Raw genomic sequence first — 14952 nt, forward strand, 5'->3', positions numbered from 1 at the left:
GGAGGGCGGGGTGAGGATGGTGGGGTGGGGCGCGAGGGGACGGTGGGGGTGGGGGGAGAGGGAGGAGGGGGCGGGGGGGCGGGCCGCCCGGAGTCGGCACGAGAAGGTGCGGGGGGGGGCACGCGGCGAGCGCGGCGGCGCGCCCGTCCGGCGTCGTGATGTCGCAGGCGACCGCGGTCACCGACACGTTCGCGCCGGCGCGGATCTCCTCCGCGGCTTCCTCCAGCGTGTCGCGCGTGCGCGCGACGATCACGAGGTTCACGCCCTCCGCGGCCAGCGCTTCCGCGCAGCCGCGACCGAGCCCCTTGCTTGCCGCGCACACGAGCGCGGTCTTTCCTTCGATGCCGAGATCCATCGTCGATTCCTTGGTGGCGACACGCGCCGGCGCGAACGTGTCGGTGACCGCGGTCGCCTGCGACATCACGACGCCGGACGGGCGCGCCGCCGCGCTCGCCGCGTGCCCGCAGCCGGACATTCTCGTGACGAATGCGGGCGGCCCGCCGCCCGGCGACTTCCGCGACTTCTCGCACGACGACTGGATCCGTGCGCTCGAGTCGAACATGCTGACGCCGATCGAGCTGATCCGCGCGACCGTCGACGGGATGATCGCGCGCCGCTTCGGCCGGATCGTCAACATCACCAGTTCGGCCGTGAAGGCGCCGATCGACGTGCTCGCGCTGTCGAACGGCGCGCGCTCGGGGCTGACCGGCTTCGTCGCGGGGCTGTCGCGCAAGGTCGCGGGGCAGGGCGTGACGATCAACAACCTGCTGCCGGGCCTGTTCGACACCGACCGGATCGCGACCACGCTCACCGCGTCGGCGAAGGCGCAGGGCGTGACGGTCGACGAGATGCGCGCGCGGCGCACGAAGGAGATCCCGGCCGGCCGCCTCGGCACGCGCCAAGAGTTCGGCGCGGCGTGCGCGTTCCTGTGCAGCGTGCATGCCGGCTACATCACCGGGCAGAACTGGCTGCTCGACGGCGGCGCGTATCCGGGCACGTTCTGACGCGCGCGTCCCGAATCACGATCACGACAACAACTGAACGACGAAGGAACCGGAGATGAGCAAACCCCGCATCGCATTGATTGCGCACGACGCGAAGAAGGACGAGATCGTCGCGCTCGCGGGCGAATACCGCGCGACGCTCGCGCAATGCCGGCTGGTCGCGACCGGCACGACGGGCGGCCGCATCGCGGACGCGCACGGGCTGGAAGTCGAGCGCAAGCTGTCGGGACCGCTCGGCGGCGACCTGCAGATCGGCGCGGAACTGGCGGACGGCCGCGTGGACATCGTCGTGTTCCTGCGCGACCCGATGACCGCGCAGCCGCACGATCCCGACATCACCGCGCTCGTGCGCGCGTGCGACGTGCACGACGTGCCGGTCGCGACCAACGTCGCGACGGCGCGGATGCTGCTCGACGATCTGGCGCGGAACATGCAGGACGTTTGCTAGGCGGGGGGCGGGCGCGATTGTCGTTGTCCGGCGTCGCCATGTTCGGCCACTACGGCAGGGTGACGCCGCGCGTCAAGGAGAGCGGTGTGGGTGACGCAGAATCCGGATACCACCGATTACCGTAGCGGCCAAAACCACGTTTCGGATGCCGTCCAGTAGCAGTCTGAACCACAGATGGCTCGGGCACCGTCGATCAGGTCGATATGCCCGCCACGCCCGTTCATGTATCCCGGAATGTTCCAGAAGGCCGCCATGCCCTTTCTGGAGGCGATGCCGGTCACGGCGTCGTCGCGCCGAAACACTTCGGCTTTGCCGAAATACGCCGGCTCGGCCAGCATCTTGGCCAGCTGGCTTGCCCCGCCTCGATTCGGCGCCCACGGTGCGGCCCTTTCTGAATGACCAGTCCGCCGCGCAACGTTATTCCGCTTTTGACAAGTGCCACGCTGATCCGGATGGCGCACGTATTCGCATACGACGGATTCTGGATCAGGTCTTGTCAGCCCAATTCCTGAAAAAGCGCTTCCCTCGAAACGGTCTTGTTGCCTGGATAGTGGCTGCTCAGTATGGAGAACGGTGGTTTCAAGCGAGCGCTCCTCGGTTAGCGGCAAGGGAATTTTTGTCGCAAGGCGTGGGCAACCAACCTCGCTGCGCTTGCCTTCAGTGCGTCCCTCGGCAGTTGGCGGAGCGCGGCGAGCACTTCCGAATCGATTTCTCCCGGTTTGACGCGACCGTTGTCGCACCACGCCTTGCCCTCGGTCGCATCGGCGACCCCGGCCAGATACCCGGCCATCGCGTGGCGTTCGGCGTCGGCGTATGGACGGTTGTCCGATCGACTCACGCCGTCGAGTAGCCGGGTGCCGTCGACACGAGGAACCGCAGCCCCGGTTGCGCTGCCAATACTCGCTGACAACGACGCGACAACAAGCAAGTTCTGGACAAGAAAGCGTTTCATGGCGTGGGTTGGGCGAATTGGGCAAAGGGCAAAATAGCGCGCTCGTCATCTCATAAATGTGCGTGGCATGAATTCGAATTGCCGGCCGACCCGTATCGATGTCGTCGGTTCCGGGAGCGCAGTACGACAACGCGGCGCGGGAGACGCGTCTCGCACGGGCGCAAGGCCAAATTCGCAGTGCGGCCAACCTCGGTCAACGCGAACGGAGCGGAAATTCGTACTACCCAAAGGTCTTGATATGAACGTGACCAAGTGTGACCACGGCCCATACAATCCATTTCCCGCGAAAACCCTACCGATGTGAAGGGATTGCGACGACGCGCTGCGTGACTGGGCACGACGCGCGAGAATCCTCCGCTACGACCCGTGTTCACGTGCATCGCTGCAGACGCAATGTCGATGCATTCGCCGAACCGGATTTCCAGATTCCAGACAGAAGAGGAGCGAAACGATGCCGAAAGCAATCCGATACGACCAGCCGGGCGGCCCGGACGTGATGAAGTGGGTCGATGTCGAGGTCGGCGAGCCGAAGGCGGGTGAAGTCCGCATTCGGCAGCACGCGGTCGGGCTCAACTACATCGACGTGTATTTCCGCACCGGTCTTTATCCGCAGCCGCTGCCCGGCGGCCTCGGGATGGAGGCGGCGGGCGAGGTGACGGCCGTCGGCGAAGGCGTGACCGCGCTCAAGGCGGGCGACCGCGTCGCGTACGTCGGGCAGCCGCCGGGCGCGTACGCGCAGGAGCGCGTGATGCCGGCCGAGCGGCTCGTGAAGCTTCCGGACGGCATCAGCTACGACGACGCGGCGTCGGTGATGCTGCAGGGCCTGACCGCGCACTACCTGCTGCGCCGCACGTACCCGGTGAAGGCCGGCGACACGATCCTGATCCACGCGGCGGCCGGCGGCGTCGGCCTGCTGGTGTGCCAATGGGCGAAGGCGCTCGGCGCGACCGTGATCGGCACGGTCGGCTCCGACGAGAAAGCCGCGCTCGCGAAGGCGCACGGTTGCGACCATCCGATCGTCTATACGCGCGAGAACTTCACGCAGCGCGTGAAGGAAATCACGAACGGCGCGGGCGTGCCCGTTGTCTACGACTCGATCGGCAAGGACACCTACATCGGCTCGCTCGACTGCCTCGCGCCGCTCGGCTACTTCGTCAGCTTCGGCAATGCGTCGGGCCCGCTGCCAGCGATCGATTCGAAGGAGTTCTCGTCGCGCGGCTCGCTGTTCTTCACGCGGCCGACGCTGTTCTCGTACATCGCGAAGCGCGCCGATCTCGAATCCGCGGCCGCCGAGCTGTTCGACGTGATCCTGTCGGGCAAGGTGAAAACCAGCATCAACCAGCGCTATCCGCTCGCGGAAGTCGGCCGCGCGCACGAAGATCTCGAAGCACGCAAGACCACCGGCTCGACGATCCTCGTTCCCTGATGCATCCCTTCATGCCGGCATCATGTCGGCACGCCCTCCCGGCGGGCGGCACCGACGTGCCGCCCGTCCTGTCTCCCGTCCTGCCCGTCGTTCCGCCCGCCGTTCCCCGCCGCCCGCGTTTACACGTTTTTTATACCCGCCCCGATACCTTTGACCCGTCCTTTACGTACGTTCCCATAAGGTTCTAGTCGTCTGATTTCGACGATGGAGAACACAAAAATGGATGGGGTTTTCATCGGCGCACTGGTGCTCTTCACCGCGCTGATCCTCGGTTTGGTTGCCGGTTGCGACAAGCTCGTGCAATACGGTCGCGGGGGGCGAGCATGACCTGGATGCTCTGGCTGGCGGGTGCCTCGACGGCCCTGCTGTTCGCGTATCTCGTCTTTGCGCTGCTGCGCGCGGAGGACATCGAATGAACGCGAACAACCTGTTTCAGATACTGCTCTTCGTCGTCGTGCTGCTGGCGGCGGCCGTGCCGGTCGCGCGCTACCTGTCCGCGGTGATGGACGGCAGTTCGCGCGTCGTGCGCGTGTTCGGGCCGCTCGAGCGCGCGCTGTACCGCATTGCCGGCGTCGATGCCGGCAGCGAAATGAACTGGAAGCAGTACGCGATCGCGACGATCGCGTTCAACGCGCTCGGCGCGCTGTTCCTCTACGGCCTGCTGCGCCTGCAGGGCTTCCTGCCCGGCAACCCGCAGCAATTCGGCGCGATGACGGTCGACGGCGCGTTCAACACGGCCGTCAGCTTCGTCACCAACACGAACTGGCAGGACTACACGCCCGAGCAGACCGTCAGCTACCTGACGCAGATGCTCGGCCTGACCGTGCAGAACTTCCTGTCGGCGGCAACCGGCATCGTCGTCGTGATCGCGCTGATCCGCGGCTTCGCGCGTCATACCGCGCAGACCATCGGCAACTTCTGGGTCGACCTCACGCGCGTGACGATGTACGTGCTCGTGCCGATGTCGATGATCGTCGCCGCGCTGCTGATGAGCCAGGGCGTGATCCAGAACATGAAGGCGTACCAGGACGTGCCGGTGCTGCAGGCGAGCACCTATGCGGCGCCGAAGCTCGACGCGCAGGGCAATCCGGTGAAGGACGACAAGGGCAACGCGGTCACGGTGCCGACCCCGCTCACGAAGCAGACGCTCGCGATGGGCCCGGTCGCGTCGCAGGAAGCGATCAAGATGCTCGGCACCAACGGCGGCGGCTTCTTCAACGCGAACTCCGCGCATCCGTACGAGAACCCGACGCCGTTCGCGAACTTCCTGCAGATCTTCTCGATCCTGATCATCCCGGCCGCGCTGTGTCTCGTGTTCGGCCGGATGATCGGCGACCGCCGGCAGGGCATCGCGGTGCTCGCGGCGATGACGGTCGCGTTCGTGCTCGCGATCGGCGTCGAGGTGAGCGCCGAGCAGGGCGGCAACCCGACGCTCGCCGCGCTGCACGTCGACCAGTCGACGGGTGCGCTGCAGCCGGGCGGCAACATGGAAGGCAAGGAAACGCGCTTCGGGATCGCGCAGACCGGCATCTTCACGGTCGCGACGACGGCCGCGTCGTGCGGCGCGGTCGACACGATGCACGATTCGCTGACGCCGCTCGGCGGCCTCGTGCCGATGCTGCTGATGCAGCTCGGCGAGGTGATCTACGGCGGGGTCGGCTCGGGTCTCTACGGGATGCTCGTGTTCGCGCTGCTCGCGGTGTTCGTCGCCGGCCTGATGATCGGCCGCACGCCGGAATACGTCGGCAAGAAGATCGAGGCGTACGAGATGAAGATGGTGTCGATCGTCGTGCTGCTCACGCCGCTGCTCGTGCTGGTCGGCACGTCGATCGCCGTGCTCGCTGACGCAGGCAAGGCCGGCATCGCGAACCCGGGGCCGCACGGTTTCTCGGAAATCCTCTACGCGTTCAGCTCGGCGGCCAACAACAACGGCAGCGCGTTCGCGGGCCTGACGGTCGGCACGCCGTTCTACAACTGGATGACCGCGATCGCGATGTGGTTCGGCCGCTTCGGCACGATCGTGCCGGTGCTGGCGATCGCCGGCTCGCTGGCCGCGAAGAAGCGCATCGCGGTGACGAGCGGCACGCTGCCGACGCACGGTCCGCTGTTCGTCGTGCTGCTGCTCGGCACGGTGCTGCTGGTGGGCGCGCTGACCTACGTGCCGGCGCTCGCGCTCGGCCCGGGCGTCGAGCACCTGATGATGTGGCTGGGCGCATGACGCGCGGCGACACGTTGAAAAGACTCAAGAGATTGAAGAGATCGCAATGACTCAACATTCCGCAACACGGTCCATGTTCGATCCGGCGCTGCTGCGCCCGGCGATCGTGGACTCGTTCAAGAAACTCACGCCGCGCACGCAGTTCCGCAACCCGGTGATGTTCTGCGTGTACGTCGGCAGCATCCTGACCACGATCCTGTGGATCGCGGCGCTCGCCGGCCAGGCCGAGGCGCCCGCGGGCTTCATCCTCGCGATCGCGCTGTGGCTGTGGTTCACCGTGCTGTTCGCGAACTTCGCCGAGGCGCTCGCCGAAGGGCGCTCGAAGGCGCAGGCCGCGTCGCTGCGCAGTGCGAAGAAGGATGTGATGGCGAAGAAGCTCAACGAGCCGCATCCGAAGTCGCCGATCCGCATCACGACCGCGAGCGACCTGCGCCGTGGCGACGTCGTGCTGGTCGAGGCCGGCGACGTGATCCCGGCCGACGGCGAGGTGGTCGACGGTGTCGCGTCGGTCGACGAATCGGCGATCACCGGCGAATCCGCGCCGGTGATCCGCGAATCGGGCGGCGACTTCTCGTCCGTGACGGGCGGCACGCGCGTGCTGTCCGACTGGATCGTCGTCAAGGTCACCGCGAACCCCGGCGAGGCGTTCCTCGACCGGATGATCGCGATGGTCGAAGGCGCGAAGCGCAAGAAGACGCCGAACGAGATCGCGCTGACGATCCTGCTCGTCGCGCTGACGATCGTGATGCTGCTGGCAACGGCCACGCTGCTGCCGTTCTCGATGTTCTCGGTCGAGGCGATGAAGGCCGGCCACGTCGTGACGATCACCGCGCTCGTCGCACTGCTCGTGTGCCTCATCCCGACGACGATCGGCGGGCTGCTTTCCGCGATCGGCGTGGCCGGGATGAGCCGGATGATGCAGGCGAACGTGATCGCGACGTCGGGCCGTGCGGTGGAAGCGGCCGGCGACGTCGACGTGCTGCTGCTCGACAAGACCGGCACGATCACGCTCGGCAACCGCCAGGCATCGATGTTCGTGCCGGCGCCCGGCGTGACCGAGGAAGCGCTGGCCGATGCCGCGCAGCTGTCGTCGCTCGCCGACGAAACGCCGGAAGGCCGCAGCATCGTGGTACTGGCCAAGGAACGTTTCAACATTCGCCAGCGCGACATGGCGCAGCTGCACGCGACGTTCATCGGCTTTTCCGCACAGACGCGCATGAGCGGCGTCGATCTTCCGGGTCGCGAAATCCGCAAGGGCGCGGCCGACGCGATCCGCCGCTACGTCGAGACGCACGGCAGCCGCTTTCCGGAAGAAGTGCGCCGCGCGGTCGACGAAGTCGCGCGCCGCGGCAGCACGCCGCTCGTCGTGGCCGACCTGCATGAAGGGGCGGCGCGCGTGCTCGGCGTGATCGAGCTGAAGGACATCGTGAAGGGCGGCATCAAGGAGCGCTTCGCGGAGCTGCGCAAGATGGGCATCAAGACCGTGATGGTGACGGGCGACAACCGGCTGACGGCCGCGGCGATCGCGGCGGAAGCGGGCGTCGACGATTTCCTCGCGGAAGCGACGCCGGAAACCAAGCTCGCGACGATCCGCGAGCACCAGGCGGCCGGGCGCCTCGTCGCGATGACGGGCGACGGCACCAACGACGCACCGGCGCTCGCGCAGGCCGACGTCGCCGTGGCGATGAACACCGGTACGCAGGCCGCGAAGGAAGCGGGCAACATGGTCGACCTCGACTCGAACCCGACGAAGCTGATCGAGATCGTCGAGATCGGCAAGCAGATGCTGATGACGCGCGGCTCGCTGACGACCTTCTCGATCGCGAACGACATCGCGAAGTACTTCGCGATCATCCCGGCCGCGTTCGTGACGACGTACCCGCAACTGCGCGTGCTCGACATCATGCACCTGACGTCGCCGGCCTCCGCGATCCTGTCGGCGGTGATCTTCAACGCGCTGATCATCGTCGCGCTGATCCCGCTCGCGCTGAAGGGCGTCACGTACCGGCCGCTCGGCGCCGCGTCGCTCCTGCGCCGCAACCTGCTGGTGTACGGCCTCGGCGGCGTGCTGCTGCCGTTCCCGTTCATCAAGCTGATCGACATGACGCTCGCTGCACTCGGCTGGGCCTGAACCGGCCGCCATTGAAGGAAACATCATGAAAACGTTGATTCGCCCGCTCGTCGTGCTCTTCGTCGTCCTGACCGCCGTGACGGGCCTCGCTTACCCGGCCGTGATGACCGTGTTCGGCCAGGCCGTGTTCCCGTCGCAGGCGAACGGCAGCCTGATCGAGAAGGACGGCAAGCCGGTCGGCTCCGCGCTGATCGGCCAGTCGTTCGATGCGCCGAAGTACTTCTGGGGCCGGCTGTCGGCCACCGCGCCGATGCCGTACAACGCGACCGGCTCCGGCGGCTCGAACCTCGGCCCGCTGAACCCGTCGCTCGCCGACCAGGTGAAGGGGCGCATCGCCGCGCTGCGCGACGCGGGCACCGACATGTCGAAACCCGTGCCGGTCGACCTCGTGACGGCGTCGGCGAGCGGCCTCGATCCGGAGATCACGCCGGCCGCCGCCGCGTACCAGGTCGAGCGCGTCGCGAAGGCGCGCAACCTGGCGCCCGACGCGGTCGCGCAGCTCGTCGCCGCGAACACGACGGGCCGCCAGTTCGGCGTGCTCGGCGAGGCGCGCGTGAACGTACTGAAGCTGAACCTCGCGCTCGACGCGGCGCAGGCCGCGCACTGAGCGCGTCCGGCAACCGGCACCCGGCGCGGTCAGCCCCGCGCCGGGCGCGCCTTTTCCCGACGGCGCTTGCGCCGTCTTTGCCTTTTGCGGCGATTTGGAACAACAATGCTCGTACTCGCGCGCATCCGGGCGCTCCGCCTTTCTGACGCATGAATCGTCCCGATCCAGACCAACTCCTCGACAAGCTGCAACGTGACGAAGAAAAGCAGCGGCGCGGTCAGCTCAAGATCTTCTTCGGCGCATCGGCCGGTGTCGGCAAGACCTACGCGATGCTGCAGGCCGCGCGCCAGCGCCTGCAGGAAGGCGTCGACGTCGTCGTCGGCATCGTCGAGACCCACGGGCGCAGCGAGACCGCCGCACTGCTCGACGGTCTCGACGTGCTGCCGCTCGCGCGTTTCGACTACCGCGGCCGCACGCTCGCCGAATTCGATCTCGACGGCGCACTCGCGCGCCAGCCGCAACTGATCCTCGTCGACGAACTCGCGCATTCGAACGTGCAGGGCGCACGGCACCTGAAGCGCTGGCAGGACGTGTACGAACTGCTCGACGCGGGCATCGACGTCTATACGACCGTCAACGTCCAGCACCTCGAGAGCCTGAACGACGTGGTCGGCGCGATCACCGGCATCCGCGTGTGGGAGACGGTGCCCGACCGCGTATTCGACGCGGCCGACGAAGTCACGCTCGTCGACCTGCCGGCCGAGGAACTGCTCGAGCGGATGCGCGACGGCAAGGTCTATCTCGCGCAGCAGGCCGAGCGCGCGGTGCGCAACTTCTTCCGCAAGGGCAACCTGATCGCGCTGCGCGAACTGGCGTTGCGGCGCACGGCCGATCGCGTCGACGCGCAGATGCGCGAATACCGCGCCGACCGCTCGATCCAGCGCATCTGGCAGGCGCGCGAACGGCTGCTCGTATGCGTCGGGCCGGGCCCCGAGGCGCCGACGCTCGTGCGCGCGGCCGCGCGGCTCGCCGCGAGCCTGAAGGCCGACTGGATCGCCGTTTATGTGGAGACGCCGCGGCTGCAGCGGCTGCCCGACGCGCGGCGGCAGCGCACGCTCGACGCGCTGAAGCTCGCCGCCGAACTCGGCGCGGAGACGGCCACGCTCGCCGGTGCCGACGCGGTCGCCGCGCTGATCGGCTATGCGAAGGTGCGCAACGTGTCGAAGATCGTCGCGGGCGGCTCGCCGAAGGTCGGGCTCGTGCGCCGCTTCGCGCGGCCGTTCGGCGAACAGCTCGCCGAACGCGCGGGCGACGTCGACCTGATGCTGATCCGTGCGTCCGCGAGCGACGAGGCGCGTGCCGCGCCGCTCGACGCGCGTGCGCGCGACTGGCGCGATGCGTTCGCGCAGTTCGGCACGCATCGCTCGCCGCCGCGGCACTACGCGTATGCGGCCGCGATCTGCGCGGCGATCACGGTCGTCGCGAGCCTCGTGTCCGAGCGGCTCGACCTCACGAACCTCGTGATGCTTTACTTGCTCGGCGTCGTGTTCTCGGCCGTGCGGCTCGGGCGCGGCCCGGGCGTGCTGCAGTCGTTCCTGTCGGTGGCCGCGTTCGATTTCTTCTTCGTGCCGCCGCGCATGTCGTTCTCGGTCAGCGACACGCAGTACCTGCTGACCTTCTTCGGGATGCTGCTGACGTCGCTCGTGATCAGCCACCTGACGTCGACGCTGACGCGCCAGGCGAGCGTCGCGCAGCGCCGCGAGCGCCGCACCGGGGCGATCTACGCGATGGCGCGCGAGCTGGGCGCGGCGCTGACGACCGAGCAGATCGTCGAGATCGGCAGCCGCCACGTGGGCGAGGTGTTCCGCGCGCGCGTCGCGTTCCTGCTGCCCGACAGTGCGGACAAGGTGCGGCAGAAGATCGAGGAGCCCGACGCGGCCGTCACGCTGACGGGCGCCGACCTCGACAGCGACGTCGGCCAGTGGGTGTACGACCAGCAGAAGCCGGCCGGTCGCGGCACGGATACCTTGCCCGCGACGGTCGCGCTGTACCTGCCGCTGAAGGCGCCGATGCGCACGCGCGGCGTGCTCGCGGTCGCGTCACGCGAACCGCGCGAACTCGAGGTGCCCGAGCAGCAGCGGATGCTCGACGCATTCGCCGCGCAGATCGCACTCGCGCTCGAACGCGTGCACTACGTCGAGATCGCGCGCGACGCGCTCGTCAACATGGAATCCGAGCGGCTGCGCAACTCGCTGCTGTCGGCGATCTCGCACGACCTGCGCACGCCGCTCACGACGATCGTCGGTTTCTCGTCGATGCTCGCGAACGGACGCGCGGCCGCACAGGGCGGCGACGCCGCGGCGGCCGAGCGCTTCGCGCAGCGCGAGGGCGAACTCGTCGATGCGATTCACGACGAGGCGCTGCGGATGACGGGCATCGTCACGAACCTGCTCGACATGGCGCGGCTGCAGGCCGGCAGCCTGCAGCTCAAGCGCCAGTGGTCGCTGCTCGAGGAAACCGTCGGCGCGGCGCTCGCCGCGTGCAAGCGCGTGCTGTCGCGCCATCCCGCGCGCGTCGTGCTGCCGGCCGACCTGCCGCTCCTGCAGATGGACGCGGTGCTGATGGAACGCCTGTTCACCAACCTGTTCGAGAACGCGGCGAAGTACACGCCGCCCGATACGCCGCTCGAGATCGGCGCCGAGCGCGTGACCGACGACGGGCTGCCGTTCGTGCGCGTGCATGTCGACGATCACGGCCCGGGCCTGCCGGCCGGCATGGAAACGCGGATCTTCGACAAGTTCACGCGCGGCGAGAAGGAATCGGCGACGCCGGGCATCGGGCTCGGCCTCGCGATCTGCCGCGCGATCGTCGAGGCGCACGGCGGTAAAATCGGCGCGCTCAACCGCACCGCGCCCGACGGCCGCGTGACGGGCGCGCGCTTCTGGTTCACGCTGCCGGTCGAGACGCCGCCGGCCGCGCCTGCCGTATCCGACGACGAACCCGATGTGCCGGGTGCGTCGTCCCCATCCGAGTCATTGCCAGACCATGAGTGAACCCAGCCTGACCGTCGTCCTGATCGAGGACGAAAAGCAGATCCGCCGTTTCGTGCGCGCCGCGCTCGAGGAGGAGGACATCGCGGTGTTCGAGGCCGAGACGGGCAAGCAGGGGCTGATCGACGCGGCGACGCGCAAGCCCGATCTCGTGATCGTCGACCTCGGCCTGCCCGATACCGACGGCCTCGACGTGATCCGCGAACTGCGCGGCTGGTCCGAGGTGCCGGTGATCGTGCTGTCCGCGCGCACGCAGGAGGAAGAGAAGGTCGCGGCGCTCGATGCGGGCGCCGACGATTACCTGACCAAGCCGTTCGGCGTGTCCGAACTGCGCGCGCGGATCCGCGCGCAACTGCGCCGGCGCAACCAGGGCGGCGCGAACGAGTCGCCGAAGGTGAGCTTCGGCACCGTGACGGTCGATCTTGCGCTGCGCCAGGTGTGGCGCGACGGGGAGATCGTGCACCTGACGCCGCTCGAGTACCGGTTGCTCGCCACGCTCGTGCGTCACGCGGGGCGCGTGCTCACGCACCGGCAGCTGCTGCGCGACGTGTGGGGGCCGTCGCACGTCGAAAGCCACCACTACCTGCGCATCTATATGGCGCACCTGCGCCAGAAGCTCGAGCGCGACCCGGCGCAGCCCGAGTACATCGTCACCGAGACGGGCGTCGGATACCGGCTCGTCGGCGCCGCATGACGGGCCCGGCCGGGCCGCGGCGGCGCACGTGCGCGTGACGTCGCGCGCCGGCAGGGTTGCGTCGGCGCGACAGTCCCGCGACCGACGCGCGCGTTGCACACCCGGCGCTCAATCCCCGTTATCCTGACCGCTCCGCGAACGAAAACGAGGAGCGTGCAATGTCCGTCCGTCTGGTCGTCATCTGTGCGCTGGCGCTTGCCGCGTCTGGCGCGTTCGCCCAACCGCTGCCGCCCGGGCAGCAACCGTCGTCGTCCCAGCAGGCGATGGCCAATCCCGCATCGGTCAATTGCACCAAGCTCGGGGGCCACCACACGGTGCGCAACCTGTCGAGCGGGCAGGTCGGCATGTGCGTGTTCAAGGACGGTCGCGTGTGCGAGGAGTGGGCGCTGTACCGCGACGACCGCTGCGTCGGCGGCGCGACGCCGAAGCGCGTCTCGAACTGACCGGGCCCGCCCGGTCGCGCCCCCGGTCGGCCGCCGGCGAATCCGTAAGCATCTTGTTATACTCGGCGCCGCCCGGGGACGACCCCGGGACATTCGCTTCAACGGGGACGGCCCCATCCGATACGGAGTACGTCGGGATGGCGTGGGTATGGTTGTTGATTGCCGGTTTGCTGGAAGTGGCCTGGGCGGCCGGCCTGAAATCGTCGGACGGCTTCACGAAGCTCGGTCCGTCGGTGTTTACGATCGTGACGGCGCTGGCCAGCTTCGGGCTGCTCGCGGTCGCGATGCGCCAGTTGCCGCTCGGCACCGCATACGCGGTGTGGACGGGCATCGGCGCGGTCGGCGCGTTCGTGTTCGGCATCGTGATGATGGGCGAGGCGCTGACCGTCGCGCGCGTCGCGAGTGCCGCGCTGATCGTCGCGGGGCTGATCGGCCTCAAGCTGTCGTCGGCGGCCTGACGGCCGCATTCGGGTGCGTCCGCGCCCGGGTGCCGCGCTGCGGAATTGCGCCGGCCGTCCGGCCGGCCTGTCTATAATGGAACGCATTCGGGCCTGAATACCGTCGTGCTTCTCGTGGCACGCGGTGCCGGTCGCCACGCGCCGCGCGGCCGGTCTGTCCGACCCGATCCGGTCAATCGGCAAAGCGCACGGAAAGTGCAAGGAGAGGGCCATGATCGAAGCGATTTCGCTCGGCGCGGGGCTCGCGTGGGCGAGCGGCCTGCGCCTGTACCTGACGGTGCTGATCGCCGGCCTGCTGGCGCGGTTCGGCTGGCTGCACCTGCCCGACACGCTGGCCGTCCTGATGTCGCCGTGGGTCATCGGTGCCGCCGCGGTGCTCACCGTCACCGAATTCCTTGCCGACAAGATCCCCGCGTTCGACTCGCTGTGGGATGCCGTGCACACCTTCATCCGCATTCCGGCCGGCGCCGTGCTCGCGGCCGGCGCGCTCGGCCATGCCGACCCGACCGTGCTCGCGGTCGCGGGGCTCGCCGGCGGTTCGCTTGCCGGTGCCGCGCACGTGGCGAAGGCCGGCACACGCGCGCTGATCAACCTGTCTCCCGAACCGATTTCGAACTGGGTCGCATCGTCGACCGAGGACGGCCTCGTGGTCGGCGGGCTCGTGCTCGCGTTCTTCGTTCCGCTCGCGTTCCTGGTGCTGCTCGCCGCCTTCATCGCGGCTTCCGCGTGGGCGCTCCCGCGCCTGTGGCGGGGTGTCTCGGGCGGCTTTCGCGGCATGGCGAACCACATGGTGTCGCGGCTGAACTCGATCGGGGGGAAGCGCGATTGAAGGGGCGGCAACACGCGGCGCAGCCGCCCGCCGGGCAACCCGGCCATGAGATGCATGCGCATGCCGGCCGCTTCGGCCTGCGCGACCTGATCCGCCAAGCCGCCCGCATGACCGCGCGCGACTGGCGCGCGGGCGAACTGACGCTGCTCGTCCTTGCACTGGTACTCGCGGTCGCGGCGCTGACGAGCGTCGGTTTCCTCGCCGACCGGCTGCGCCAGGGGCTCGAGCGCGACGCGCGCCAGATGCTCGGCGCCGATTTCGTCGTGCGGGCCGACCGTCCCGTCGATCCGTCGTTCGACCGGCAGGCTCGCGCGCTCGGCCTGCGTACCGCGACGACCGCGATCTTCCCGAGCATGATCGCGTCCGCCACGGGCGGGCAGGCAGCCGATGCCGCGCCGTCGCGCCTCGCGGCGGTGAAGGCCGTGTCGCCGGGATATCCGTTGCGCGGCGCGGTCGAGATCCTACCGGCCGGTGCCTCCGCCTCGCAGAAGGCGGCCGGGATTCCCGCGCCGGGCACCGTATGGGCCGATCCGGCGCTGCTCGATGCGCTGCACCTGAAGGCGGGCGATACGGTGCGCGTCGGGTTGCGCACGTTCAAGGTCGCCGCATCGATTTCCCGTGAACTCGATCGCGGGTTTTCGTTCGTCAATTTTTCGCCACGGCTGATGATGCGCGCGGACGAACTCGCCGCGACGGGGCTCACGGGCTACGGCAGCCGGGTCACGTACCGGCTGCTGGTCGCCGGCGACCAG

16 protein-coding genes and 1 pseudogene are annotated in these 14952 nt (G+C 68.6%); 14 read left to right on the forward strand and 3 right to left on the reverse strand.

Going from position 1 to position 14952, the window contains the following annotated elements:
- Positions 1–355: SDR family NAD(P)-dependent oxidoreductase (locus FOZ70_RS37135; RefSeq protein WP_346656431.1), on the reverse strand; the 355-nt coding region annotated here is incomplete at its 3' end.
- Positions 356–398: 43 nt separating this feature from the next.
- Here FOZ70_RS37135 and FOZ70_RS37140 point away from each other — a divergent pair.
- Positions 399–1004 (forward strand): annotated as a pseudogene (locus FOZ70_RS37140) (SDR family oxidoreductase); the annotation flags it as partial.
- A 55-nt stretch (positions 1005–1059) separates the two neighbouring features.
- Positions 1060–1452 (forward strand): methylglyoxal synthase, encoded by a 393-nt coding sequence (locus tag FOZ70_RS37145; protein WP_042976092.1) that lies wholly within the window; start codon positions 1060–1062, stop codon positions 1450–1452.
- 116 nt (positions 1453–1568) lie between these two features.
- Here the strand turns inward: FOZ70_RS37145 and FOZ70_RS37150 are convergent, their stop codons facing one another.
- On the reverse strand, positions 1569–1790 hold the full coding sequence (locus tag FOZ70_RS37150) for a hypothetical protein (protein WP_060343158.1): 222 nt from the start codon (positions 1788–1790) through the stop codon (positions 1569–1571).
- 260 nt (positions 1791–2050) lie between these two features.
- Entirely contained in the window at positions 2051–2404 is a 354-nt protein-coding gene (locus tag FOZ70_RS37155) for a Rap1a/Tai family immunity protein (protein WP_053076232.1), read from the reverse strand.
- Positions 2405–2855: 451 nt separating this feature from the next.
- Here FOZ70_RS37155 and FOZ70_RS37160 point away from each other — a divergent pair, with 451 nt between their 5' ends.
- The 12 genes from FOZ70_RS37160 to FOZ70_RS37210 form a co-directional block, all read left to right on the forward strand.
- On the forward strand, positions 2856–3830 hold the full coding sequence (locus tag FOZ70_RS37160) for a quinone oxidoreductase (RefSeq protein ID WP_021161103.1): 975 nt from the start codon (positions 2856–2858) through the stop codon (positions 3828–3830).
- A gap of 204 nt (positions 3831–4034) precedes the next feature.
- Complete coding sequence (locus tag FOZ70_RS38410) at positions 4035–4157, forward strand: hypothetical protein (protein ID WP_021161104.1); 123 nt, start codon at positions 4035–4037, stop codon at positions 4155–4157.
- Positions 4154–4246 (forward strand): K(+)-transporting ATPase subunit F, encoded by a 93-nt coding sequence (gene kdpF, locus FOZ70_RS37165; RefSeq protein ID WP_006752209.1) that lies wholly within the window; start codon positions 4154–4156, stop codon positions 4244–4246. Before FOZ70_RS38410 ends, kdpF begins: the two co-directional genes overlap by 4 nt.
- On the forward strand, positions 4243–6048 hold the full coding sequence (gene kdpA, locus FOZ70_RS37170; protein WP_021161106.1) for a potassium-transporting ATPase subunit KdpA: 1806 nt from the start codon (positions 4243–4245) through the stop codon (positions 6046–6048). The genes kdpF and kdpA overlap by 4 nt, the downstream gene beginning before the upstream one ends.
- A gap of 46 nt (positions 6049–6094) precedes the next feature.
- Positions 6095–8179 (forward strand): potassium-transporting ATPase subunit KdpB, encoded by a 2085-nt coding sequence (kdpB, locus tag FOZ70_RS37175; RefSeq protein ID WP_042976095.1) that lies wholly within the window; start codon positions 6095–6097, stop codon positions 8177–8179.
- A gap of 25 nt (positions 8180–8204) precedes the next feature.
- Positions 8205–8786 carry a potassium-transporting ATPase subunit KdpC gene (gene kdpC / locus FOZ70_RS37180; RefSeq protein WP_021161108.1) on the forward strand — a complete coding sequence of 194 codons (582 nt, stop codon included), beginning with the start codon at positions 8205–8207 and terminating at the stop codon, positions 8784–8786.
- A 149-nt stretch (positions 8787–8935) separates the two neighbouring features.
- Complete coding sequence (locus FOZ70_RS37185; protein ID WP_059590668.1) at positions 8936–11779, forward strand: DUF4118 domain-containing protein; 2844 nt, start codon at positions 8936–8938, stop codon at positions 11777–11779.
- Positions 11772–12470 carry a two-component system response regulator KdpE gene (kdpE, locus tag FOZ70_RS37190; protein WP_027786844.1) on the forward strand — a complete coding sequence of 233 codons (699 nt, stop codon included), beginning with the start codon at positions 11772–11774 and terminating at the stop codon, positions 12468–12470. Before FOZ70_RS37185 ends, kdpE begins: the two co-directional genes overlap by 8 nt.
- A 158-nt stretch (positions 12471–12628) precedes the next feature.
- The gene (locus FOZ70_RS37195) at positions 12629–12913 is read left to right on the forward strand and encodes a DUF333 domain-containing protein (RefSeq protein WP_021161111.1); all 285 of its coding nucleotides are present in this window, start codon (positions 12629–12631) and stop codon (positions 12911–12913) included.
- Between the two features lie 137 nt (positions 12914–13050).
- The gene (gene sugE / locus FOZ70_RS37200; RefSeq protein ID WP_021161112.1) at positions 13051–13371 is read left to right on the forward strand and encodes a quaternary ammonium compound efflux SMR transporter SugE; all 321 of its coding nucleotides are present in this window, start codon (positions 13051–13053) and stop codon (positions 13369–13371) included.
- A gap of 211 nt (positions 13372–13582) precedes the next feature.
- Positions 13583–14200 carry a DUF4126 domain-containing protein gene (locus FOZ70_RS37205; protein ID WP_021161113.1) on the forward strand — a complete coding sequence of 206 codons (618 nt, stop codon included), beginning with the start codon at positions 13583–13585 and terminating at the stop codon, positions 14198–14200.
- 50 nt (positions 14201–14250) lie between these two features.
- A partial coding sequence (locus tag FOZ70_RS37210; protein ID WP_219707873.1) for an ABC transporter permease occupies positions 14251–14952 on the forward strand: 702 nt, incomplete at its 3' end.

This window comes from Burkholderia sp. COPS (assembly GCF_019425585.1).
GTDB classification, from domain to species: domain Bacteria; phylum Pseudomonadota; class Gammaproteobacteria; order Burkholderiales; family Burkholderiaceae; genus Burkholderia; species Burkholderia cepacia.

Coding starts and splice junctions, on each gene's coding strand:
- FOZ70_RS38410 (WP_021161104.1), top strand. CDS start 4,035: ATGGAGAACACAAAAATGGATGGGGTTTTCATCGGCGCACTGGTGCTC.
- FOZ70_RS37205 (WP_021161113.1), top strand. CDS start 13,583: ATGATCGAAGCGATTTCGCTCGGCGCGGGGCTCGCGTGGGCGAGCGGC.
- FOZ70_RS37160 (WP_021161103.1), top strand. CDS start 2,856: ATGCCGAAAGCAATCCGATACGACCAGCCGGGCGGCCCGGACGTGATG.
- FOZ70_RS37195 (WP_021161111.1), top strand. CDS start 12,629: ATGTCCGTCCGTCTGGTCGTCATCTGTGCGCTGGCGCTTGCCGCGTCT.
- kdpB (WP_042976095.1), top strand. CDS start 6,095: ATGACTCAACATTCCGCAACACGGTCCATGTTCGATCCGGCGCTGCTG.
- kdpC (WP_021161108.1), top strand. CDS start 8,205: ATGAAAACGTTGATTCGCCCGCTCGTCGTGCTCTTCGTCGTCCTGACC.
- sugE (WP_021161112.1), top strand. CDS start 13,051: ATGGCGTGGGTATGGTTGTTGATTGCCGGTTTGCTGGAAGTGGCCTGG.
- kdpA (WP_021161106.1), top strand. CDS start 4,243: ATGAACGCGAACAACCTGTTTCAGATACTGCTCTTCGTCGTCGTGCTG.
- FOZ70_RS37155 (WP_053076232.1), bottom strand. CDS start 2,404: ATGAAACGCTTTCTTGTCCAGAACTTGCTTGTTGTCGCGTCGTTGTCA.
- FOZ70_RS37145 (WP_042976092.1), top strand. CDS start 1,060: ATGAGCAAACCCCGCATCGCATTGATTGCGCACGACGCGAAGAAGGAC.
- FOZ70_RS37150 (WP_060343158.1), bottom strand. CDS start 1,790: ATGCTGGCCGAGCCGGCGTATTTCGGCAAAGCCGAAGTGTTTCGGCGC.
- kdpE (WP_027786844.1), top strand. CDS start 11,772: ATGAGTGAACCCAGCCTGACCGTCGTCCTGATCGAGGACGAAAAGCAG.
- kdpF (WP_006752209.1), top strand. CDS start 4,154: ATGACCTGGATGCTCTGGCTGGCGGGTGCCTCGACGGCCCTGCTGTTC.
- FOZ70_RS37185 (WP_059590668.1), top strand. CDS start 8,936: ATGAATCGTCCCGATCCAGACCAACTCCTCGACAAGCTGCAACGTGAC.